This window comes from Pseudomonas sp. fls2-241-TYG-175 (genome assembly GCF_030209155.1).
Lineage (GTDB): Bacteria > Pseudomonadota > Gammaproteobacteria > Pseudomonadales > Pseudomonadaceae > Aquipseudomonas > Aquipseudomonas viridiflava.
In genome coordinates, this window is the sequence record NZ_JARVSO010000020.1 from 148554 (window position 1) to 171573 (window position 23020).

Here is a 23020-nt window from a genome sequence, read left to right on the forward strand (position 1 = left end):
CCTGAGGCCCACCCGGCACGAATCCTGCTCTGGCACATTCAATCTTGTATACATGAATGAACACGCCCATGACTGCTCTCGATATCGCTGCCATTCAGACGTCACTCAGCACCGGCCAGACCTCACTGTCGACCTTCCTTCAGGACCTGCATGCGCAGATTGACGCAGACGACCGTCCGGAAGTCTGGATTCACCGCGAGCCGCTTTCCCGTTTGCTCGAAAGAGCAAAGACGCTCGGCGTTCTGGCGGAAGAACTGGGCGATGCGCTGTACGAAAGGGTGCCGCTGTTCGGCATTCCTTTCGCGGTGAAGGACAATTTCGATGTCGCGGGTCTGCCCACCACGGCGGCCTGTTCCGAGTTTGCCTATCAGGCTCAGACCACCGCGCATGTGGTGCAGCGCTTGCTGGACAGCGGCGCGGTCTTGATCGGCAAGACCAACCTGGATCAGTTCGCGACGGGATTGGTGGGGGTTCGCTCGCCCTATGGCGCGGTGCGCAATGCCTGTGATCCGGCGTATGTCAGCGGCGGTTCAAGCTCGGGTTCTGCCGTGGCCGTTGCCCGGGGTCATGTGTGTTTTGCATTGGGCACGGACACGGCGGGGTCGGGCCGGGTGCCTGCGGGTTTCAACGGGATCGTCGGGCTCAAGCCGAGCCTGGGGCTGTTCAGCAGTCGCGGTGTCGTTCCGGCCTGTCGCACGCTGGACTGTCCGTCGATCTTCGCCAACGACGTGGCGCAGGCCTGGCAGGTCGCGCAGGTCATGGCTGATTTCGATGCACTGGATTCGGCCAGTGTCGCGGTGCAGGCGTTGCCGGTATTGCGTCGGGCGCGGCGGGTCGCCGTCCCGCAACCCTGTGAGTTCTTCGGCGATACCCAGGCAGCCGCTGCGTTCGACAAAGCGCTGAAGTCACTCGAAAGCGATCCACTGGTCACGCTGACCTACGTTGCATTCGATGTCTTTGCCGAGGCCGCCGCCCTGCTCTATCAAGGCCCATGGGTCGCCGAACGGCGCGCTGCGGTCGGTGCGTTTTTCGAGACGAATGCGGCAGACATTCACCCGGTGGTGCGCGGAATTTTGCAGAGCGCCGATCAGTTCGACGCAGTGGACGCTTTCAAGGCGCGTTATCGCCTCGCCGAGCTGACTCGCGCGGCGCAAGCGCTGCTGGCCGAGGTCGATGTGCTGGTGGTGCCGACCGCGCCCTGCATGCCGACCATCGAGGCCGTGCTGGCCAATCCGGTCGAACTCAACTCGCAGCTGGGTTACTACACCAACTTCGTCAACCTGATGAACATGAGTGCGCTGGCCATTCCGGCGCATCGTCGAGATGACGGTCTGCCTGCCGGTATCACGCTGATCGGTCCGGCGGGCGCTGACCAGCGTCTGGCTGAAATCGCAGCAGGCTGGCAAGCGTATTTCGGTGCGAGCGATCAGCGCGACAGCGTGGCGCTGGCGCCCCTGCCCTTCAATGTCGCGACCGTTCAGGTCGCTGTGGTCGGCGCTCACTTACAGGGGCAGCCACTTAATTGGCAACTGCTTGAAGGCGGCGCTCGCCTGCGCAGCCTGACCACGACCAGTGCCGAATATCGACTCTATGCGCTGGCCAACACCACGCCAGCCAAACCCGGACTGGTTCGTGTGCCTGAACAGGGCGCGAACATCGAAATCGAGGTCTGGGAAATGCCGCTCAGCCTTTTCGGCGCGTTCGTCGCCGCCATTCCTGCACCGCTGGGCATCGGCTCGTTGCAGCTCGCCGACGGCCAATGGGTCAAGGGTTTCATCTGCGAACCCGGCGGGCTTGCGGGCGCACAGGACATCACCGAATTCAAAGGCTGGCGCGCCTATTGCGCCGCGAACACCACGTCTTCCAAGACTCATTGATCAGGGGTAGCAACAATGTCGAATGTCGATCGTCGCAGTTTCATGAAACTGGCGGGCATTATCGGTCTAAGCGCGGCGCTGCCGTTCAGTCGGGTCTATGCCGCCGATGCCCCGCTGGTGGTGGGTTTCATCTACGTGGGCGCCCGCGATGACTTTGGTTACAACCAGGCCCACGCGCAGGCGGCCGCCATTATCAAGACGCTGCCCAACGTCAAGGTGATCGAGGAAGAGAACGTCCCGGAAACCGTGGCCGTGCAGAAAACCATGGAAGCCATGATTCGTCAGGACGGCGCGACACTGATCTTTGCGACCTCTTTCGGTTACTTCGATCCGCACGTGGTCAAGGTGGCGAAGAAATACCCGGACGTGCGTTTTGCCCACTGCGGCGGACTGTGGAAGGCCGGTAGCGACCCAATGAACGCAGGCAGCTTCTTCGGCTACATCGACGAAGCCCAATACCTGAACGGCGTGGTTGCCGGGCACATGAGCAAGTCGAAAAAGCTCGGCTTTGTCGCCGCCAAGCCGGTGCCGCAGGTGCTGCGCAACCTGAACGCGTTTGCCATGGGCGCGCGCTCGGTGGACCCGAGCATTGTCACCACCGTGATTTTCACCGGTGACTGGTCATTGCCGATCAAGGAAGCAGAAGCCGCCAACAGCCTGATCGATCAGGGTTGCGATGTGCTGACCTGCCACGTCGACGGCCCCAAGGTGATTGTCGAAACGGCCGAGAAACGTGGCGCGATGACCTGCGGTTATCACGCCAGCCAGGCGGCGCTCGCGCCCAAAGGCTATCTGACCGGTGCCGAATGGAACTGGGAAACGCCCTACAAATCTCACGTCGCCGCGATCCAGCACGGTGCGCCGATGATCAATTTCCTGCGCGGCGGTTTGCGGGATGGTTTCGTCAAGACGTCGCCCTACGGACCCGCCGTCAGTGCCGAAGCCAAGAAAAACGCCGACGCGATCAAGGCGCAGATGATGGCCGGCGGCTTCGTGATTTACAAAGGCCTGCTCAAGGACAACAAAGGCAAGGTCGTGATCGCCGACGGCGTGTCTCAGGCGCAGACCGATATCGCGCTGGAAAGCATGAATTATCTGGTGGAAGGCGTTGTTGGCCAGATCTGAGGAGCGCCCGATGTTGGTCTCGCGAACCCTGCGGCGTATTGCCGTAGCGCTGTTGCCGGGCCTGCCGACGCTGTTGGCGGTGCTGTCGTCATGCGTGCTGTTTCTGCTGTTCCTCACGGTTCAGGGCAAGCCTGCGTGGCAGGCCCTGCATCTGGTCGGCGAAGGCGCATTCGGCTCCTGGTTTGCGCTGGAAAACACCTTGCAGCGCGCCGCGCCGCTGATGCTGACCGCGCTCTGCGTGGCTCTGCCCGCGCGGGCCGGGCTGATCATCATTGGCGGCGAAGGTGCCCTGGTGCTCGGCGGGCTGGCAGCAGCGGTCACGCCGCTCTGGCTGCCGCCGGTGGCGCCCTGGCTGATGCTCGGTTGCATGGGCCTCATCGCGATGCTGACCGGTGCACTGTGGATCGGTCTGAGTGGCTGGATGCGCCAGCACCGGGGCGTCAACGAGACCATCAGCAGCCTGTTGCTGTCGTACATCGCGCTCGCGCTGTTCAGGCAAATGGTCGAAGGACCGCTGCGCGATCCGGCGAGCCTGAACAAGCCGTCCACGCCGCCGCTGGATGAGGCCTATATGGTCGGCACCATCAGCGACAGTTTCGAAGTGCACTGGGGGCTTGTAGCCGGGGTGATTGCCTGTCTGCTCGCGTACGTATTAGTGCGCCACAGCGTCAAGGGTTTCGCCCTCGCGGTCGTCGGCGGCAACGTGCGCACGGCGTTGATGATCGGCCTGCCGGTGGATCGACTGATTCTGCTGAGCTGCCTGCTTGGCGGTGCTGCAGCCGGTCTGGCAGGCATGTTCGAAGTCACGGCGGTACAAGGCAGCGCCAATGTCGCGATGATCGCGGGGTATGGCACCAGCGGCATTCTGGTCGCGTTCGCCGCTCGCCATCATCCGCTGGCGATCATCTTCTGCGCGATTCTGCTGGGCGGCCTGGAAGCCAGCGGTGGCCTGTTGCAGCGGCGTCTCGGGCTGCCGGATGCCACCACGCTGATTCTCGAAGGACTGCTGTTCACCAATCTGTTGCTCTGGGAAGCCCTGAGCGGGCGGCTGGCGGCCTGGAAGATCAGGCTCGCGCAACCGCAGCCGGTCGTCGAAAAAGGAGCACTGCAACGTGGCTGATATCGACCTGAGCACCTTTTTGCTGGCGCTGCTGGCCGGTTCGATCCGCGTCGGCACGCCCTTCCTGTTTGTCAGCCTGGGCGAATGCCTGACGGAAAAGAGCGGCCGCATCAATCTGGGGCTGGAAGGCATTCTGGTGGCTGGCGCGATGTCGGGCTATGCCGCTGCATGCCTGACGGGCTCAGCCTGGCTGGGCGTGTGCGCAGCTGCCGGCGTCGGCCTGCTGCTGGGCCTGTTGCACGGCATCGCCTGTTCGTTGCCACGCGTCAACGATATTGCGTTCGGTATTGCGTTGATTCTGCTCGGCACCGGTCTGGCGTTCTTTCTCGGCAAGGCGTTCATTCAGCCGCAGGCCCCCATGCTGCCGTCACTGGCGCTGGGTGCGTGGAGCGATGAAGAACGTTTGCGTTCGGCCTTGAACATCAACGTACTGTTTTTCATTGGTGTGGCGCTGGCGTTCGCGTTGCATTGGGGCCTGCGCAGCACGCGCTGGGGCCTGATGCTGCGACTGGTGGGTGATCACGCCGAGACCGCTCAGGCGCTGGGCTATCAGCCGATCAAGGTGCGCATCGTCGCGACGGCCATTGGCGGCGCGCTGGCAGGCATTGGCGGTGCGTACCTGTCCCTGTATTACCCCGGCAGCTGGAACGAAGGCTTGTCCAGCGGTCAGGGCCTGATGGCCGTGGCGCTGGTGATTTTCGCCCGCTGGCGGCCGCTCGCGTGCCTGTGGGCGTCGCTGTTGTTCGGCGCAGCCGGTGCGATTGGTCCGGCGTTGCAAGCCGTGGGCATCAGCAGCGGCTACTACCTGTTTGCGGCCGCGCCCTACGCGCTGACCTTGGGCGTGATGTATGCGACCTGCCGCCGTGGCCGAACGCTGAACGGCGCGCCCGGCGAATTGAGCATGACCCGATGAATACAGTTCCAGAGGAGGCATGACATGGCAAGTGGTCTTGGTGGCTTGAACAAATCGCCCAACGGCGTGGTGATCGGTCTGGCGCAACTGGCGCTTCCCGACCCGCACACCCGCGAGGCACTGTGGGCGCAAACCGAAAAAGTGGTGTCGATGGTCGCCAAGGCAAGGCGCAGCAACCCCGGCATGGACCTGATCGTGTTTCCCGAGTATTCGCTGCACGGTCTGTCCATGAGCACGGCACCGGAGATCATGTGCAGCCTGGACGGTCCCGAAGTCGCGGCGCTGCGTCAGGCCTGTCGGGATCACCGCATCTGGGGCTGTTTCTCGATCATGGAAGCCAACCCGCACGGCAACCCGTTCAACAGCGGTCTGATCGTCGACGACATGGGCGAGATCCAACTGTACTACCGCAAGCTGCACCCGTGGGTGCCGGTCGAGCCCTGGGAACCGGGCGATCTGGGCATACCGGTGTGCAACGGTCCACGCGGCAGCAAGCTGGCGCTGATCATCTGCCACGACGGCATGTTTCCCGAGATGGCCCGCGAGTGCGCCTACAAAGGCGCGGACATCATGCTGCGCACGGCGGGTTATACCGCGCCGATTCGCCATTCGTGGAAGATCACCAACCAGAGCAACGCCTTCACCAACCTGATGCAGACCGCCAGCGTCTGCATGTGCGGTTCCGACGGCACGTTCGATTCGATGGGCGAAGCGATGTTCGTCGATTTCGACGGCACGATCATGGCCGAGGGCGGCGGACGTGCCGATGAAATCGTCTGCTGCGAACTGCGCCCGGATCTGGTCCGCGAAGCGCGGATCAACTGGGGCGTGGAAAACAACATCTATCAGTTCGGCCATCGCGGTTATGTCGCCGTCAACGGCGGCGCGCAGGACTGTCCCTACACCTACATGCACGATCTGGCCGCCGGGCAGTATCGCCTGCCGTGGGAAGCCGACGTGGTGCACACCGATGGCCGCGCCTGCGGCTTCGATACGCCCGAGCGTACGTTCAAACCCACTCCGACGACGTGGAAGGAGTCATAACGATGAGCGAACGTTACCTCGCTTCCGAGCCTTATCCTTGGCCGTGGAACGGCAAGCTCAACGCACGCAACACCGCGCTGATCGTGATCGACATGCAGACCGACTTCTGCGGCGTCGGCGGCTACGTGGACAGCATGGGCTACGACCTGGCATTGACCCGGGCGCCTATCGAGCCGATCAAGGGGTTGCTGGCGCTGATGCGTCCGCTGGGTTTCACCATCGTTCATACCCGCGAAGGCCATCGCCCGGACCTGAGCGACCTGCCCGCCAACAAGCGCTGGCGCTCACAGCGTATCGGCGCGGGCATTGGCGATCCCGGCCCGTGCGGCAAGATTCTGGTACGCGGCGAACCCGGCTGGGAACTGATCGATGAACTCGCTCCGCTGCCCGGCGAGATCGTGATCGACAAGCCCGGCAAGGGTTCTTTCTACGCCACCGATCTTGAGCTGGTACTGCGTAACCGGGGCATCGAAAACCTGATCCTCACCGGCATCACGACTGACGTGTGCGTGCACACCACCATGCGTGACGCCAACGATCGCGGCTTCGAATGCATTCTGCTGGAAGACTGCTGCGGCGCGACCGACCCGGCCAACCATGCCGCTGCCCTGAGCATGATCAAGATGCAGGGCGGTGTGTTCGGTGCGGTCGGGCATTCGTCGATGCTTCGCGATGTGTTGGGAGCGTGACCATGCGCGCCCTGAGTCTGGAAACCATTGGCGCCAGCAAAAGCTTCGGCGCGTTTCGTGCGCTGGATGACGTGTCGTTCAAGGTGCGGGCCGGGACGGTCCATGCGTTGCTGGGCGAAAACGGCGCCGGCAAAAGTACGCTTGTCAAAGGCATCATCGGCTACGGCCCGTTGCAGTCGGGCAGCATTCTGGTCAATAACCGCGAGCACGAAATCCGCAATCCACGCGACTCGCACCAGTTGCAGATCGGCATGGTGTATCAACACTTTACTGTCGCGCCGGGCCTGAGCGTGGCGGAAAATCTGGTGCTGTCGCGTGGCGATCTGCCGTGGCGTATCGACTGGACCGCAGAGCACGAACGCCTGCAGGCCTTCATGGAACGCATGCCGTTTCGCCTCGACATTCAACGACCCGTCAGCAGTCTGGCAGCCGGTGAAAAGCAGAAGCTGGAAATTCTCAAGCAGCTGTATCTGGAACGTCGGCTGGTGATTCTCGACGAGCCGACTTCAGTGCTCACGCCGCAGGAAGCCGACGAGGTGCTGGGCCTGATGCAGCAGATGGCGCACCGTGGCGAGCTGACGGTGCTGATGATCACCCACAAGTTTCGCGAGGTCAGCACCTACGCCGACGACGTCACCGTGTTACGCAAGGGTCGCTGGGTGGCGAGCAGCGCGGTCGCCGACACCACGACGCAACAAATGGCCACGTGGATGATGGGCCATGCGCAAACCAACAGCGTCAGCGGTGATCGGCCGCCCGTGCCTGAACATGCTCCGCAATTGCAGGTCGAGCAGCTTGATGTGCCCGGCGACAAGGGCACGCTGGCAATCAAAAAGCTGAGCCTGTCAGTGCGGCCCGGAGAAATCCTCGGCATTGCCGGTATCTCTGGCAACGGCCAGCGCGAACTGACCGAAGCGCTGTTGGGCCAACGGCCGTTCAGCGCCGGACGCGTGCTGATCGACGGTCAGCCTTATCACGCCAGCCGCCAACAGATGCAGCGCCTGCGCGTGTTCAGCCTGCCGGAAGAGCCGCTGCGCAATGCGTGCATCGGCGGGCTCAGCGTTGCCGACAACCTGGCCCTGCGCAACTTTGACCGCCCACCGCTGTGCCGTCAGGGCTGGCGCATCGACCGTAGCGCGGTCGCCGCTCAGGCGCGCGGTCTGATCGAACGTTTTCAGGTCACGCCCAACGATCCGAACCGCCCCATCGGCACCTTGTCCGGCGGCAACGTGCAACGCGCGGTGCTGGCTCGCGAACTGACCTCGGACATCGCCGTATTGATCGTCGCCAACCCGGTGTTCGGTCTGGATTTCGCGTCCGTGGCGCTGATCCACCAACGCCTGATCGACGCTCGCAACAGCGGCGCCGCCGTGCTGTTGTTGAGCGAAGACCTCGACGAACTGCTGACCCTGGCAGACCGTATCACCGTGATCCACGACGGCGAGCTGGTCTTCGAAACACTCGCGAACACCGCCGACCGCACCGAACTGGGCCGACACATGGCGGGCGCTGAACATTCGCACAAGGAGTCCGCATGATCGACGTCAGCGCCCGACCGACCCGCTTTGCCTTCGACCCTGCCAGCACGGCGCTGGTGATAATCGACATGCAGCGCGATTTTCTCGAACCCGGAGGTTTCGGCGCTGCGCTGGGTAACGACGTGCTGCCGCTGCAAGCCATCATCCCGACGGTTCAACAGCTATTGGCGCTGGCACGCGATCAACACATGACCGTGATCCACACCCGCGAATCCCATGCCGAAGACCTCGCCGATTGCCCACCCGCCAAACTTGAACACGGCCTGCCGGGCCTGCGCATCGGCGATGCCGGACCGATGGGCCGGATTCTGGTGCATGGTGAGCCGGGCAATCAGATCATCGACGCCCTGGCTCCGATTGCTGGCGAGTGGGTCATCGACAAACCCGGCAAGGGAATGTTTTTCGGCACGGGCCTGCATGGAAGACTGAGCACAGCGGGCATCACTCACCTGATCTTCGCCGGCGTGACCACGGAGGTCTGTGTGCAGAGCAGCATGCGCGAAGCCAATGATCGCGGTTACCGCTGCCTGTTGATCGAAGACGCCACCGAGAGTTACTTTCCCGCCTTCAAGCAAGCGACGCTCGACATGATCACCGCACAGGGCGGCATTGTCGGTCGAGTGACGTCGTTGTCAGCCCTGGAGCAGGCACTACAGACAAGGAGTACACACTGATGGATATCAACCTGCCCCATGTGGTGGCCGCCGTCACCGATGCGTTCATCGATTACGAACGCGCGTTGCTGGCCAATGAACTGACAACGCTGGATGACTATTTCTGGAATTCGGAACACACCGTGCGTTACGGCGTGGCGGAAAACCTGCACGGTGCTGAAGCCATTGCGCTGTATCGACGCCATTGCCAGCCCGTCGGTCCCGGACGGCAACTGGTGCGCACGGTCGTCAGCACTTTCGGCGAAGACTTCGCGACCGTCAGCACCGAATTTCACGATGGCGTCACTCAACGGCTGGGGCGCCAGATGCAGACCTGGACCCGTTTCGAGGGCGCGTGGAAAGTCGTTGCCGCGCATGTCAGCATCGACCTGAGCACGCTGGAGTGAAGGCTGTGAACACGCCCCACTCCACCAACGCGCTGGCCGAAGACGTCTACCGTCGACTGAAACAGGAAATCTTCGACTTCTACCTGCTGCCCTACGACCGCTTCACCGAGAACCAGTTGGCCGACCGTTATCAGGTATCACGCACGCCGGTTCGTGATGCGCTCTACCGCCTGCAGCGCGAGGGTTATCTGGAAGTCGAGTTTCGTCGGGGCTGGTCGGTCAAGCCGCTGGACTTCACCCAGATCGACCAGCTCTACGATTTGCGCATCGTGCTGGAGTGCGCGGCCGTCGAACGTATCTGCGCCTCTGCCGAGGTTCACCCGGAACTCAACATCCTGCGTGGACACTGGCTGGTGGACAAAAGCCAACGGCACACTGACATGCAAGTGGTCGCCGATCTCGACGAGCAGTTTCATACTCAACTGGTGGCTGCGTCAGGCAATCAGGAAATGGCCCGCGTGCACCACGAAGTCACCGAACGCATCCGCATCGTCCGGCGCCTGGACTTCTTCAAGAGCGCGCGCATTGAACACACCTACCTCGAACACGCTGCCATCCTCAACGCCCTTCAGGCCCGCAAGCGTGATGAAGCGCTGTTGCTGCTGCGCTCTCATGTGGAGATCAGCAAGCTGGAAGTCCGCAAGCTGACCATCTCGATGCTGACCGATGCGCGGCGTCAGCATCAGGCGTGAGCGGCAAGGTAGAGGCTCACCTGAAGCGGCGTGACCGGGCAACCAGACGGTCACATCTCGACATCATTAATTGCATCTCATAGCCCGGCTTCTTATCATCGCCGCGGGTGTATCGACGCATGTCGCGCGGTGCAGGTTAAAAGTGACGCGTTGGTCGGGCCGCCAACGGAGAGTCATTGTGTCTGACAGAAAGCACGCCGCCCCGGTTATTCCCCGCCCTCAGGTTCTGACAGAGCGCGCCTTGTCCGCACTGGAAAGGTTCTCGCACATCGAAGCGGTCAGCGGCATCGTGCTGCTGCTTGCAGCGTTGACGGCGCTGGTGTGGGCCAACAGCCCCGCCGCTGAAAGTTACGAGCATTTCTGGCACACCCAGGTGAGCCTGGGATTGGGTGATTTCAGAATCTCCCAGTCATTGCACTTTCTGGTCAACGACGGGCTGATGACGATCTTCTTTCTGGTCGTCGGTGCAGAGATCCGTCAGGAAATCAGGGATGGCGCACTGGCAAGCATGAAGCTGGCGATTCTGCCGCTCGGGGCTGCACTGGGCGGCGTCATGGTGCCCGCCATCATCTACATCGCGCTGAACCACGGAACCGCCGCCAACGCAGGCTGGGCAGTCCCGACCGCCACTGACATCGCTTTTGCGGTGGGCGTCCTCGCGTTGCTGGGCAAATCCATTCCCAGTGGCGTGCGTATTCTGTTGCTGGCACTGGCGATCATCGACGATATCGTCGCCATTCTGATCATTGCCGTGTTCTTCACCGAAAGCCTGAACTACAACGGCCTGCTCATCGCCCTTGGCGGTCTCGCACTGGTGCTCGTGCTGCAGCGCATGGGGATCGGCAAGGCTTACGCCTACATTGTGCCGGGCGCCATCGTCTGGTTCGGGCTTTGGAAAACAGGGGTTCATCCGACGCTGGCAGGCGTGATCCTGGGCCTGATGACGCCGGTCAATTCCCGGCCAGCCAGAGAGCGTCCTATGGAAACGATCGGACGCACCTTTCAGGAGCTGATGGGCCGCTTTTCTCACGCCAATGACGACCCGAAAGAACTGGCAAAGCCCCTCAAGCAGCTCAGGCAAGCGCAGCGCGAAGTCCTGCCACCGGTGCTTCGTGTTCAGGTGGCGCTGCATCCCTGGGTCGCGTTCGGCATCATGCCGCTGTTTGCGTTGGCCAATGCCGGGGTGAATCTGGAAGGGGCCAACCTGGATAACACAATGTCCCAAAGCGTGTTTCTGGGCGTGATGCTCGCGCTCGTGCTGGGCAAACCGTTGGGCGTCATTCTCGCCAGCCTGACGCTGGTCAAACTCAATATCTGCAAGCTACCGGAAGGCGTGACCTGGGCGGGCGTGATTCTGGTCGGGTTGCTGGCCGGTATCGGCTTCACCATGTCCATTTTCATCGCATCCCTGGCGTTTTCGGATGAAGCCCTGCTGTCGTCGGCCAAACTCAGCGTGCTGGCCGCCTCGTCAACCGCCGCGATCATCGGGCTGATATGGGGCAAGCTTAAATTCGGAAACCGGTGATCGATCTTTGCGCTCCGATAACGGTCCATAAGGTTCGCCAGACGGATTGCCCAGCGAACGGGCAGTCCGCCCACACACGTTAGCGCACGAGGTTTCATGCAGATCGAACTTCAGGAGATCAGCGATCACCTTCATCGCTTCCCGCCTTTCGACGTATTGCCCAAAGACACGCTGGACATGATTGCCCAGCGAATCGAGGTCAGCTACTTCAGGGCAGGCAGCGTCATTCTCGAAGCAGGGTCGCAGATCACTGATCTGCACTATGTGCGCAGCGGCGCGGTTGAGATCTACCGCCGCACGGGAGAGCTCTACAACCGGCTGGTCGAAGGTGACATTTTCGGCCAGGCGGGGCTTTTGCGAAGCAACAAGGTTCGCTTCCCGGCCAAAGCACTCGAAGACAGCCTGATCTATTTCATCCCTTCGGACATGTTTGCCGAGCTGTGCGAACGCCATGACAGCTTCGCCGATTTCGTCGAAGCCGAAGGTCACTCGCGACTCAAATCAGCAGTCGAAGCCCAGGGACGCGCCAGCGAGCTGATTCAACTCAAATCGTTGGCGCTGATTTCCCGCTCGCTGGTCTGGGTTTCGCCACAGACCAGTGTGCAGCAGACAGCCCAGTTGATGAGCAAGGAAAGCGTTTCCTGCGTGGTGGTCCTCGACAAGCCTGCCGACGGTGCCGAAAAAATGCTCGGTATTGTCACCGACAGAGACCTGCGTAACCGCGTGGTGGCGGCCAATCTGAGTGGCGATACCGAAATTACGCAGGTCATGTCGGCCGACCCTGTAACGATTCAGGCCAACGACTCGGTATTCGAAGCGATGCTGTGCATGCTCAGGCACAACATTCACCACCTGCCGGTCATGGATCGCGGCCGTACGAAGGGCCTGATCAACCTTTCGGACATCATTCGACACGAGTCACAGAGCAGCCTGTATCTGGTCAACAGTATTTCCAACCAGACGTCCGTTTCGGGCCTGCAGTCCTTGTTGCGCGATCTTCGTGGCACGTACATCCGTATGGTTCGTGACGGCGCAACCGCACACATGATCGGCAGTGCCATTTCCGGAATCGGCCGCGCCTTTACGCAGCGTCTGCTCGAACTGGGCGAGCGGGAACTGGGACCGGCTCCCGTTCCGTACTGCTTCATGGCGCTGGGTTCCATGGCGCGGGACGAACAGTTGCTGGTCACCGACCAGGACAACGCGCTGGTACTGGACGACAGTTTTGATCCCGGCCTGCATGACGACTACTTCAAAAAGCTCGCCGCCTTCGTCAGCGACGGACTGGCGGCGTGCGGATACAGTTATTGCAAGGGCGGCATCATGGCCACCAACGCGCAGTGGCGTCAGCCGTTGCATGTCTGGAAATCCTATTTCACGCAGTGGATCGAAAAGCCCAGTGCTGCGACCCTCCTCAACAGCTGTATTTTTTTCGATCTGGACGGCGTATACGGGCAGCTGCATCTGGTTGAAACGCTCAAGACGCTGTGCGCCGACAAGTCGAAGGAAAACCCCGACTTTCTGGCAGCGATGGCCAGAAATGCGCTCAATCGGACGCCGCCGCTGGGCTTCTTCCGAACCTTTGTGATGGAAACCGATGGTCGCCAGAAGCAGATCATCAATCTGAAGGGACGCGGGACTGCGCCATTGACCGACCTGATTCGCGTCCATGCACTGGCCTGTGGCTCAACCGCGCAGAACTCGTTCGATCGCCTGGACGCCATCAGCGCGACACGCTTGATCCAGCCGGAGGGCCTGCAGCACCTGCGCTATGCGCTTGAGTTTTTATCGATGGTGCGGATTCGTCATCAGGCGGAGGCGATGGAACAGGGACAGGAACCCGACAATTACATCGAGCCGGAGCGTTTCACTACCAGCGAGCGCCACAACCTGAAAGAGGCCTTTCAAGTGCTCAGCAGCGCGCAGAAATTCCTGCGTTTTCGCTATCCGGGCCAATCGCGGTCATTGCGATGAGCCGGACCGTGAAGCCAGGCCAAGACGTTGCGCCCCTGAATTGGCGAGAGACGTTTGACCGACTGGCGCAAACGTCCCGCCATCCGCTCCTGCAGAACTACTATCGCTCCGGCGTTCCGGGAGCAGATGAGCCTCTGGACGAGATCCCGTTGCTCGCCATGGACCTGGAGACCACTGGGCTGAATGCCGAGTCCGACAACATCGTCAGCATTGGCATCATGCCCTTCATCCTAAAGCGCATACAGTGCGGCCGGTCACTGTACTGGGTAATAAAACCTCCCACCGAGCTGAGCAGCGCTTCAGTGGTGTTTCACCACATCACCCACGCAGACATCCACAGTGCGCCGCAGCTGTCCGACGTGATGGAGCAGTTGCTGGCCGCGATGGCAGGCAAGATCATGGTGGTGCATTACAGAGCCATCGAGCGCAACTTCCTCGATCAGGCATTACGCAGACAGATTGGTGAAGGGCTTCAGTTTCCGGTCATCGACACCATGCAACTGGAAGCGCGTCTGTACCGAAAAAAACGTGGGTGGATTGACCGCTTGCTGAGGCGTCAGCCGGTGTCGATCCGGCTGGCCGACAGCCGCAGTCGCTACCATCTTCCGCAGTACCTTGCGCACCATGCCTTGACCGACGCACTGGCAACGGCGGAGCTGCTGCAAGCGCAGATAGCCACGCACTATGCGCCATCGACGACCGTGGGTGAGGTATGGAGTTGATGACTGGAAGCGAAGGATGACCTGAACGCAGCGACCCGAAGGCTCGCTGCGTTCAGTCGTCAGATCAGGAGCGTGGCTCGGACAGCAGCCCCTTGACCAGCGAGATACAGCCCAGCATCAGCACAATCGCAAACGGCAGACCGGTCGAAACCGCCATCGCCTGCAGTGCGACCAGGCCGCCGCCCAGCAACAGGGCAATGGCGATAACGCCTTCAATGACGGCCCAGAAAACACGCTGAGGAACCGGCGCGTTGACCTTGCCGCCAGCGGTGATGGTGTCGATCACCAATGAGCCGGAGTCGGACGAGGTGATGAAGAACACGATCACCAGAACGATACCCAGGAACGAGGTGATTTCCTTGAGCGGGAGCTCGCCCAGCATGGCGAACAGCTTCAGCTCGAGCACGGCATCCTTCACGCTGACCACGCCTTGCAGCGTTGCCTGATCGATGGCCGTGCCGCCAAACGTCGTCATCCAGAACACCGACACCAGCGTTGGAACCAGAAGGACCGAAATCAGGAACTCGCGGACCGTACGCCCACGACTGACGCGTGCAATGAACATCCCGACAAAAGGAGACCAACTGATCCACCATGCCCAATAGAACGCTGTCCAGCCTTGCGTGAACTCGGTATCGGTACGTCCGAACGGGTTGGAAAGTGCGGGCAGGTATTCGACGTAGTTGACCAGGTTATGGAAGAACCCGGTAAAAATGGCCACTGTCGGACCCACCACGATAATGAAGACGAGCAAAAGTAGCGCAAGTCCCATATTGACCTGCGACAGCAACTTCACGCCCTTATCCAGACCAGCAAGTACCGACCACAGTGCAATCAGCGTAATGCCCACGATCAGCACGACTTTGCTCAAATTGCTGGATTTGATACCAAACAGATATTCGATACCCGCAGCAGCCTGCTCGGCACCAATCCCCAGCGAAGTGGCCAGGCCGAAGAGCGTGGCAAACACCGCCAGAATATCAATGATATGCCCGGGCCAGCCCCACACTCGCTCACCCAGCAACGGGTAGAAGATGGAGCGGATCGAAAGCGGCAATCCCTTGTTGTAGGAAAACAGTGCAAGCGATAACGCGACAATTGCGTAAATGGCCCACGGATGCAGACCCCAATGGAAAATGGTCGCCGCCATCGCCAGATCGGCCGACGCCTTCATGTCGCCCTGCGCGCCGCCCAATGGCGCCCAGTCGGTACGCAAGCCCGCCGCATCGACACTGACACCATCCATTGCCGCAGAATAGTGGGACATCGGCTCGGCAACGCCATAGAACATCAGCCCGATGCCCATGCCTGCGGCGAACAGCATTGAGAACCAGCCCACATACGTGTAATCCGGTTTGGCTTCCCTGCCGCCAATACGAACCTTGCCGAGCGGCGACACAATAAGCGCCAGACACAGCACGACAAAAACGTTGGCCACGCTCATGAACAGCCAGGCCAGATGCCCGGTCAACCAGTTGCGTATCGCGTTGAAGAGCGGCTCTACTTCGGCCTGAAGTGCAAGTGTCAGCACGACAAAGAGCACCACCGTCGCGGCCGAGATAATGAAAACCTTGCCGTGGATATCAAGCGAGAACGAGAACTGGCCCTTGATATTATCCTGGCCAATCACATAGTCCGTATCGATCAGATTAGCGTCGCCGCTCGGTGCCGGGATGCCTTCGATACTGGCATTCTGCGTTTGTTCCGGCACATCATTTTCAGGTTTTTTATCCACAAGAACCTCCTTTATAAACAGCACGCTACAACATGCAGCCGTCTGAATCCTCGCTGTTCCTATGGTAAAACGAGTCTAAGCGTTTCATGGTAACAATAGATGACAACGCACTAAGCCGTTGCCACGACCACCCGGACCAGACCTACGCCCGGCCCACAAAGTTCAGAATGCCGCCTCAACACTGATCGTGCCCATCGCTCCGCGTGGGCATGCCTCCCGTGACGCTCCGCGTCACAAATGGCACAGATTGCGGATTCATTGAGTCGAGCGCATAACGATGTGCGCAGGAGCGTGGTGACGATCGTCAACAACACGCAGGACACTCAATCGACAACGCGCCGGGCACGCGCTGAAAGAGCATCAGAAAGCCATCATTTCCTCGACGCGCCAGTCGATGATCAGGCTATGATCGGGACGACCTGACCCGGACGTTCCTGAACATGCCCGTTGACCTCCAAGCGCTCTACCCCAAGCTCATCCATCTGATGCTGGATACGGTCTTTGTGGTCGACAGCGACAACCAGATCGTATTCGTCAGCGATGCGTGCGAGACGCTGTTGGGCTATCGCGCTGCCGAGCTGGTCGGGACGCAGATTACTGGCTATATGCACCCTGAAGACCTGGCGGCCACGAAAGCGTCTATCGACCGGGTCATGAACGGGCAACCGCACTTCGATTTCCGTAACCGTTACCTTCGCAAGGATGGAAGCATCGTCTACATCCTGTGGGCGGCGTTCTGGTCTGAAGAAGTCGGCGCACGGATCGGCGTCGCGCGTGATGTGACGGCGCTGGCCAAGGCCGAGAAAGAGTTACGCTTTCTGGCCCATCATGATCCTTTGACAGCGCTGACCAACCGCTCGCTTTTCAACGAACGGCTTGACGAAGCCTTGCGAGTTGCACGTCATGACCAGAGCTCTTTGGCGCTGCTGTTCCTGGACGTCAATGATTTCAAGGGCATCAACGACGTGCACGGGCATGCTGCGGGCGATCAGGTGCTGTGCACGGTGGCTCGGCGACTGGAACGTTGTATTGGAAATGCAGGCACAGTGGCCCGCGTTGGCGGTGACGAGTTCACGGTTTTGCTGACGGATATCCCGTCCCGTGAAGCGGTTTCCATAAAAGTCAGACAGATTCTCGAGGCCATGGCTGAACCGCTGCATCAGGCATCTGGCGCGATAGCCATGCCGTCCTGCAGCATCGGCGTCGCGTGTTATCCGGCAGATGGGGAAGACGCCGACACCCTGCTCAGCCATGCGGACGGCGATATGTACCGGGTCAAAAGGCAGCGGCCTTTCAGCAATAAAATGTAACCAGCTGAATAAAAAACCGTTTCTTATCAAACAACCTGTAAACCACTGAAGAGGCTCAATTTGTGGGAGCGGACCGGGCGGCGTTCCGTTTGTCCGCGAAAAGGCCGGTACATCCGATGCATATGCAGTGGCTGAAAAACTGCATTCGCGGACAAGTCCGCTCCCACTGAGTTTGCTGCGCTACAGCGCTACGTCAAAGACGTCGTGAGGCCTCCCACAGTCTGGGGTCTGCGACGAGACAACACCGAACCTCAACGCTTGACCGTCTCCTCCAGCGTGAAGCGACCCAGCGGGTTCTGGCCGAAGTGTTCGATGTTCTTGCGCGACACGCTGATGTACGGGCTGTAGTAGAGGTCGATCCAGTTCACGTCGGCCTTGGCCATTTTCTGCAGGTCGATGTACATCTGCTCACGTTTTTTCGGGTCCATTTCCACGCGGGCGGCGGCAACCAGCTCCTTGACCTTGTCGTTCTTGTAGCGGGTCATGTAGTTCATGTTGGTGTCATGCCCGAGCACGAACGTGGTCTTCTGGTCCGGGTCGAGGATGTCGTTGGTCCAGTACATCACGGAGATGTCGTAGTCACCGGCGATCAGCATGTCCCAGCTCTGGCTCGGGTCGACTTTCTGCAGCGTGGTGGTCACGCCAACCTTGGCCAGTTGCTGTTGCAGCATGACGGCGATCTGCTCGTCGACTTCGTTGCCTGCGTTGACGATGTAATTGAGTTTCAGGTCTGAAGCGCCCGCGTCGGCCAGCATTTTCTTCGCTTTCACCGGGTCGTAAGGGCGTTGCAGGTTGTCAGCATAGTGATACAGCGCGCCTTTGGGGATGTAGGAATTGGCAACAGTACCCAGTCCGAAGGTGGCGGCTTCTACGAGGGATTTCTTGTCGATGGCCATGTCCAGCGCCTGACGCACTTCCACTTTCGCCAGTGCGCCATGCTCATGGTTGATCAGCAGGTGATCTTCGCGGGTGGACGGGTCTTCATGTACGACCAGACCGGCGTCTTTCTTCAGAGTCTCCACGCGGGAAAACGGCACGTAGATCGCGGCATCCAGCTCGCCGGCCTGGACCTTGAGCATGCGAGTGTTGTCGTCCGGTACCGAGATCCACTCAACACCGTCAAGGCTGACGGTCGAGGCTTCCCAGAAGTTGGGGTTCTTTTCCAGAATCACCCGGTCGCCACGTCGCCACTCCTTGACGGTAAACGCACCCGACCCCACCGGTTTTTCCGCGTAGGCTTCTTCGCCCAGACTTTTCATGGCTTTCTCGGAAAGAATCGAGACGTTGGGCAGCGCCAGTTGCGAGAGGAACGAAGCCGACGGATGTTTCAGGGTGATCACCAGCGTGTGCGGGTCGCTTGCCACAGCGGTGTCGATGATTTTGTACGAGTCGCTCCACAGCGAGCCTTTGTCATCACGAATGCGCAGCAGGCTGAACACCGCATCGCTGGCAGTCAGCTCGGAGCCGTCGGAAAACTTCGACGGGCGCATCTTCAAGGTGTAGGTGAGTCCGTCCGGTGAAATGCTCCAGCTTTCTGCCAGCCCCGGCACCAGTTTCGTGCCCTTGTTATCAACGCGGATCAGCACGTCGTAGACGTTGGAAAACACCCAGTTATCGATGTTCTGCGCGCTCTTGATCGGGTCGAACGTGGTGCCGTCTTCGCGACGGCCGATGGTCAGCACGCCAGCGGCTTCCGCCACCCCGGCAGCCAGAGAACAGGCCGCCAGCATGGCGACGGTCAGCAACTTCACAGGTCGTGCTTTCATATACGGAAACTCCTTGTCGGTATCGAGAACGGATAGTGATTACGGGATCAGAAAACGGGTTCTTCAAGCACACAGTCGTAGCGCTGTTCGCCCACATGACGCGTGGGCGGTGCGATGCTGGAACAATCGGCTCGGGCAAAACGGCAGCGTGGATGAAACGCGCAGCCGTCCGGCAGATGCAGCGGGCTCGGCGGTTCGCCCTGCAGCGGTTCGCTGGGTAACGGGCGGTCCGGATCGATTTCCGGGATCGCCTGAATCAGGGCGGCGGTGTAGGGATGACGCGGGCTGAGAAACACCGACTCGACAGGTCCTTCCTCGACGATGCGGCCCAGGTACATCACTGCCACCCGATCACAGAGCCGGCGCACGATGGCCAGGTCGTGAGCAATGAACAGAATGGCCAGGTTCATGCGCTGGCGCAGTTCCAGCAGCAGGTTGATGATCTGGCCCTGAATCGACACATCCAGCGCGGCCACGCACTCGTCGGCAATGATCAGCCGCGGCTCGATGGCCAGCGCGCGGGCGATACCGACCCGCTGACACTGCCCGCCGCTCAGGGCGCCGGGCTTACGGTCGGCGAACTCCGGGCGCAGGCCGACCATGTCCAGCAGTTCGATAACGCGCGCCGGAATGTCGGGCCTGGCGACCTTGCGCTGCACATGCAGCACCTCAGCCAACGTGGCGCCGATGGTCATGCGTGGATTGAGCGAAGAGAACGGGTCCTGAAAGATCATTGCCGTTTCGCTGCGCAGGCGTTGCAGATGAATGCCGCTGCCCTGCGCCACGTCCACGTCATCGAAAACGATCTGCCCGGAAGTCACGTCATTCAGGCGCAGAATGGCGCGGCCCAGCGTGCTCTTGCCGCTACCGGACTCGCCCACCAGCCCCAGCGTCTCGCCTGCGCCGATGGTCAGAGACACACCGTTGACGGCCTGCACCCATTGTTTGTGCATGCCCAGAAAACCGGTTCCGGAAGCCGGGAAACGCACGACCAGATCATTCACGTTCAGCAACGTCGGGCCGCTCATGAGTGCACCTCTTCGGTGTGCGTCGACGTCACCGGTAACGGGTAATGGCAGGCAGCGGCGTGGTTGTCGCCGACAGAACGCATGAACGGTAACTGTGCAGCACAATCCGGACCGGCGTGCGTGCAGCGCGTATGGAACCGGCAGCCTTCGGGCAGTGCATCGAGCAGCGGCGGCTGACCGGGAATAGTGCGCAACAGCGCATTGCCCGCACTGCTGGCGGGCTGACACTCGATCAGGCCGCGCGTATAGGGATGTCGCGCACGGGCCAGCACATCGCGTTTGCTGCCGTGCTCGCACAGGCGACCGGCGTACATCACGGCGATGGAGTCGCAGGTTTGCGCCACCACGCCCAGGTCGTGGGTGATCATGATCAGCGAAAGCCCGTGGCGATCACGCAAGTCGAGCAACAACCGCAGGATCTGCGCCTGAACGGTCACGTCGAGCGCGGTGGTCGGCTCGTCGGCAATCAGCACCTGCGGCCCGCAGCCCAACGCAACGGCAATCATGGCGCGCTGGCGCATGCCACCGGAAAACTCATGGGGATAGTTGTCCACGCGGGACGCCGGATCGGGAATACCGACCTGACGCAACAGGTCGATGGCCTGTGCCCTCGCCTCGCGCTTCGACGCCCCCTGATGCAGACGAAAGCCTTCGCCGATCTGCTCGCCGATGCGCATCAACGGGTCGAGGTGGCTGCTGGGGTTCTGGAAGATCATGCCGATGCGACGCCCACGCATGGCGCGCATCCGTGCCGCGTCGAGTGTGAGCAGATCGACATCGTTGAGCAGCACCGATCCACCGCGCACCTGCAGGTCCGGTGATGGCATCAACTGCATCAAGGCCCGGCAGGCCATGGTCTTGCCCGAACCGCTCTCACCGACCAGACCGAGAATCTCACCCTGATGCAGCTTGAATGACAGCCGATCCACCAGCGTCACCTCGCGGCCACGGTTGCAGGCGACCACGCTCATGTCGTTGACCTTCAGTACCGGCGTGTTCATCGACGTTCTCCCAACGTTTCGGCCACGCCGTCCGCCAGCAGGCTGAAGCCCATGGCCAGGGTGACGATGGCCAGGCCCGGAAACAGACAGATCCACCAGGCCGTGGTCAAAAACGCCTGACCTTCGGCAACCATCGTGCCCCACTCCGCCAGCGGCGGCTGTACGCCCAGTCCCAGATAGCTGACCGCTGCGCCACTGAGCAGCACCAGCACCGCATCGGACATGGAAAACACAATCGAGCCGAACAGCGCGTTGGGCAGCAGGTGGCGAAACAGAATGCGCAGGTGGCCGAAGCCCAGACTCTTGGCCGCGAGGGCAAAGTCACTTTCCTTGAGCACCAGAATCTGCGAGCGGATCAGACGCGCATACGACACCCAGCCCACCAGCGCCATGGCGATATAGAAGCTGGTCAGGCCGGGGCCGAGAATTGCGATGATCGCCAGCATCAGCACCAGAAACGGGAACGCCAGCACGATGTCGATCACGCGCATGCACAGGTTGTCGACGCGACCGCCAATGTAGCCGGACAGCGCGCCGACAAAGGTGCCGATCATGAACGGGAAGATGACGCCGAGCACGCAGATCTGCAGGTCGACACGGGCCGCCCAGATCACGCGGGAAAGAATATCGCGCCCGAAATTGTCGGTGCCGAACGGGTGGGCCAGGTGCGGCCCCATCAGGCGCAATTCGGTGTTCTGGAAGATCGGATCATAGGGCGCCAGCCACGGCGCGAATATCGCCAGCAGCAGCCACATGCCCAGCAGCGAACCACCGAGCAGCATGGCCAGCCGACCATTGCGCAAGCGTAGACGCAGACGCGTACGCCATTGAGCAGGAGCATGGGTCTGGGCCGTGTTCATTTGATGTTCACCCGTGGATCGACCGCAACCGTGGCCACGTCCGCCAGAAAGTTCACCATGACCGTCCCGCAGGCCAGCACCATCGCGACGCCCTGCACCACCATGTAGTCGCGGCTGAAGATGCCACGCACCAGCAATTGACCAATGCCCGGAATGGCGAACAGGCTTTCGATGACCACGGTGCCGCTGATCAGCCAGCCGATGTTCACTGCCAGCAGGTTGATGGACGGCACCAGCGAGTTGGGCAGCACGTGACGGCGAAACAGGGCGCCTTCACTGACGCCTCTGGCTCGGGCTGCGGTGACGTGATCGGCCTGCAACTCCATCAGCATGCTGGCGCGCAGGTTTCGCACCAGCACTGCGGACAGCGCCAGCGCGATGGTCAGGCACGGCAGCACCATGTGATGAAGCTTGTCGAGCCAGTCGTTGCCATAGCCAGATACCGGAAACCAGCCCAGCTTCACGCTGAACAGCAGGATCAGCATGATCCCCAGCCAGAACGCGGGCATGCCCAGTCCGGTGGTGGTGAACACACGAATCAGGTTATCGCCCCAACTGCCTTTATTGCGCGCGGCCAGCGTGGCGAGCGGGATAGCAATCAGCAGCGCCAGCAGGACGCTGCCCAACACCAGAAACAGGGTCGGTTCCAGGCGTGTGACGATCAGTTTCAGGACATCGATCTTGTACAGCAGCGACTTGCCCATATCGCCCTGCAGCAGGTTTTTCATGAAATAGACGTATTGCATCCACATCGGCTGATCGAGCCCGTATTGAGCGCGAATGTTGGCCAGCGCATCGGGCGTGCTGCGTGCACCCAGCAGGATGCGCGCCGGGTCACCGGGGATCGAGCGCACCAGAATGAAGGTCACCAGGCTGATACCGAACAACACCGGCAGCAGCTGCAACGGGCGCTGGAGAATGAAACGATAACGACCCAGATTCATTGCGTGTCCCGAGGTGGTTGAAGAAAGATCGAGCAGGACCGAAAAATCGCTGCGGGCCTCTCATGATAGAACGACACGTCAGAACCGTTGGAAAACG

At 60.9% G+C, this 23020-nt stretch carries 20 protein-coding genes; 14 read left to right on the plus strand and 6 right to left on the minus strand.

What is annotated here, in order from left to right; translation table 11 throughout:
• Window positions 1-68: 68 nt before the first annotated feature.
• The 13 genes from atzF (at window position 69) to QRN20_RS15725 (ending at window position 14279) form a co-directional block, all read left to right on the plus strand.
• Window positions 69-1877, plus strand: a complete 1809-nt coding sequence (gene atzF, locus QRN20_RS15665) for an allophanate hydrolase (RefSeq protein WP_163001080.1) — start codon at window positions 69-71, stop codon at window positions 1875-1877.
• 15 nt (window positions 1878-1892) lie between these two features.
• Window positions 1893-3002, plus strand: a complete 1110-nt coding sequence (locus tag QRN20_RS15670) for a BMP family ABC transporter substrate-binding protein (protein ID WP_122412260.1) — start codon at window positions 1893-1895, stop codon at window positions 3000-3002.
• Between the two features lie 10 nt (window positions 3003-3012).
• Window positions 3013-4122, plus strand: coding sequence for an ABC transporter permease (locus tag QRN20_RS15675; RefSeq protein ID WP_122412261.1), 1110 nt, complete (start codon window positions 3013-3015; stop codon window positions 4120-4122).
• Window positions 4115-5035 carry an ABC transporter permease gene (locus tag QRN20_RS15680; protein WP_122412262.1) on the plus strand — a complete coding sequence of 307 codons (921 nt, stop codon included), beginning with the start codon at window positions 4115-4117 and terminating at the stop codon, window positions 5033-5035. Before QRN20_RS15675 ends, QRN20_RS15680 begins: the two co-directional genes overlap by 8 nt.
• Window positions 5036-5059: 24 nt before the next feature.
• Complete coding sequence (locus QRN20_RS15685; protein WP_122412263.1) at window positions 5060-6079, plus strand: formamidase; 1020 nt, start codon at window positions 5060-5062, stop codon at window positions 6077-6079.
• 2 nt (window positions 6080-6081) lie between these two features.
• Window positions 6082-6768: a biuret amidohydrolase gene (biuH, locus tag QRN20_RS15690; protein WP_122412264.1), complete on the plus strand. Its 687-nt coding sequence runs from the start codon at window positions 6082-6084 to the stop codon at window positions 6766-6768.
• Between the two features lie 2 nt (window positions 6769-6770).
• Window positions 6771-8306, plus strand: a complete 1536-nt coding sequence (locus QRN20_RS15695) for an ABC transporter ATP-binding protein (protein WP_122412265.1) — start codon at window positions 6771-6773, stop codon at window positions 8304-8306.
• Window positions 8303-8980, plus strand: a complete 678-nt coding sequence (locus QRN20_RS15700) for a cysteine hydrolase family protein (protein ID WP_122412266.1) — start codon at window positions 8303-8305, stop codon at window positions 8978-8980. Before QRN20_RS15695 ends, QRN20_RS15700 begins: the two co-directional genes overlap by 4 nt.
• Window positions 8980-9366, plus strand: a complete 387-nt coding sequence (gene hpxZ / locus QRN20_RS15705; protein ID WP_029242025.1) for an oxalurate catabolism protein HpxZ — start codon at window positions 8980-8982, stop codon at window positions 9364-9366. The genes QRN20_RS15700 and hpxZ overlap by 1 nt, the downstream gene beginning before the upstream one ends.
• A 5-nt stretch (window positions 9367-9371) precedes the next feature.
• Window positions 9372-10058 (plus strand): GntR family transcriptional regulator, encoded by a 687-nt coding sequence (locus tag QRN20_RS15710; protein ID WP_096767251.1) that lies wholly within the window; start codon window positions 9372-9374, stop codon window positions 10056-10058.
• 178 nt (window positions 10059-10236) lie between these two features.
• Entirely contained in the window at window positions 10237-11583 is a 1347-nt protein-coding gene (nhaA, locus tag QRN20_RS15715) for a Na+/H+ antiporter NhaA (protein ID WP_122412268.1), read from the plus strand.
• 96 nt (window positions 11584-11679) lie between these two features.
• A complete protein-coding gene (locus QRN20_RS15720; RefSeq protein WP_122412269.1) occupies window positions 11680-13557 on the plus strand; it encodes a DUF294 nucleotidyltransferase-like domain-containing protein in 1878 nt (625 codons plus the stop codon).
• Complete coding sequence (locus QRN20_RS15725; protein WP_285360744.1) at window positions 13554-14279, plus strand: 3'-5' exonuclease; 726 nt, start codon at window positions 13554-13556, stop codon at window positions 14277-14279. Before QRN20_RS15720 ends, QRN20_RS15725 begins: the two co-directional genes overlap by 4 nt.
• Window positions 14280-14343: 64 nt before the next feature.
• Here QRN20_RS15725 and QRN20_RS15730 read toward each other — a convergent pair whose 3' ends face one another.
• Window positions 14344-16014: a BCCT family transporter gene (locus tag QRN20_RS15730; RefSeq protein ID WP_285360746.1), complete on the minus strand. Its 1671-nt coding sequence runs from the start codon at window positions 16012-16014 to the stop codon at window positions 14344-14346.
• A gap of 440 nt (window positions 16015-16454) precedes the next feature.
• Here QRN20_RS15730 and QRN20_RS15735 point away from each other — a divergent pair, with 440 nt between their 5' ends.
• Window positions 16455-17324, plus strand: coding sequence for a sensor domain-containing diguanylate cyclase (locus QRN20_RS15735; RefSeq protein ID WP_058432421.1), 870 nt, complete (start codon window positions 16455-16457; stop codon window positions 17322-17324).
• A gap of 251 nt (window positions 17325-17575) precedes the next feature.
• Here QRN20_RS15735 and QRN20_RS15740 read toward each other — a convergent pair whose 3' ends face one another.
• From QRN20_RS15740 to QRN20_RS15760, 5 genes are read right to left on the minus strand one after another with little or no spacing between them, the layout of a single operon-like run.
• Window positions 17576-19090, minus strand: a complete 1515-nt coding sequence (locus QRN20_RS15740) for an ABC transporter substrate-binding protein (RefSeq protein ID WP_029242018.1) — start codon at window positions 19088-19090, stop codon at window positions 17576-17578.
• A 47-nt stretch (window positions 19091-19137) separates the two neighbouring features.
• Window positions 19138-20118, minus strand: coding sequence for an ABC transporter ATP-binding protein (locus tag QRN20_RS15745; protein ID WP_122412272.1), 981 nt, complete (start codon window positions 20116-20118; stop codon window positions 19138-19140).
• Window positions 20115-21119, minus strand: a complete 1005-nt coding sequence (locus tag QRN20_RS15750; protein WP_122412273.1) for an ABC transporter ATP-binding protein — start codon at window positions 21117-21119, stop codon at window positions 20115-20117. The genes QRN20_RS15745 and QRN20_RS15750 overlap by 4 nt, the downstream gene beginning before the upstream one ends.
• Window positions 21116-21979, minus strand: coding sequence for an ABC transporter permease (locus QRN20_RS15755; RefSeq protein WP_029242015.1), 864 nt, complete (start codon window positions 21977-21979; stop codon window positions 21116-21118). Before QRN20_RS15755 ends, QRN20_RS15750 begins: the two co-directional genes overlap by 4 nt.
• Complete coding sequence (locus QRN20_RS15760) at window positions 21976-22923, minus strand: ABC transporter permease (protein ID WP_029242014.1); 948 nt, start codon at window positions 22921-22923, stop codon at window positions 21976-21978. Before QRN20_RS15760 ends, QRN20_RS15755 begins: the two co-directional genes overlap by 4 nt.
• Between the last annotated feature and the right edge of the window lie 97 nt (window positions 22924-23020).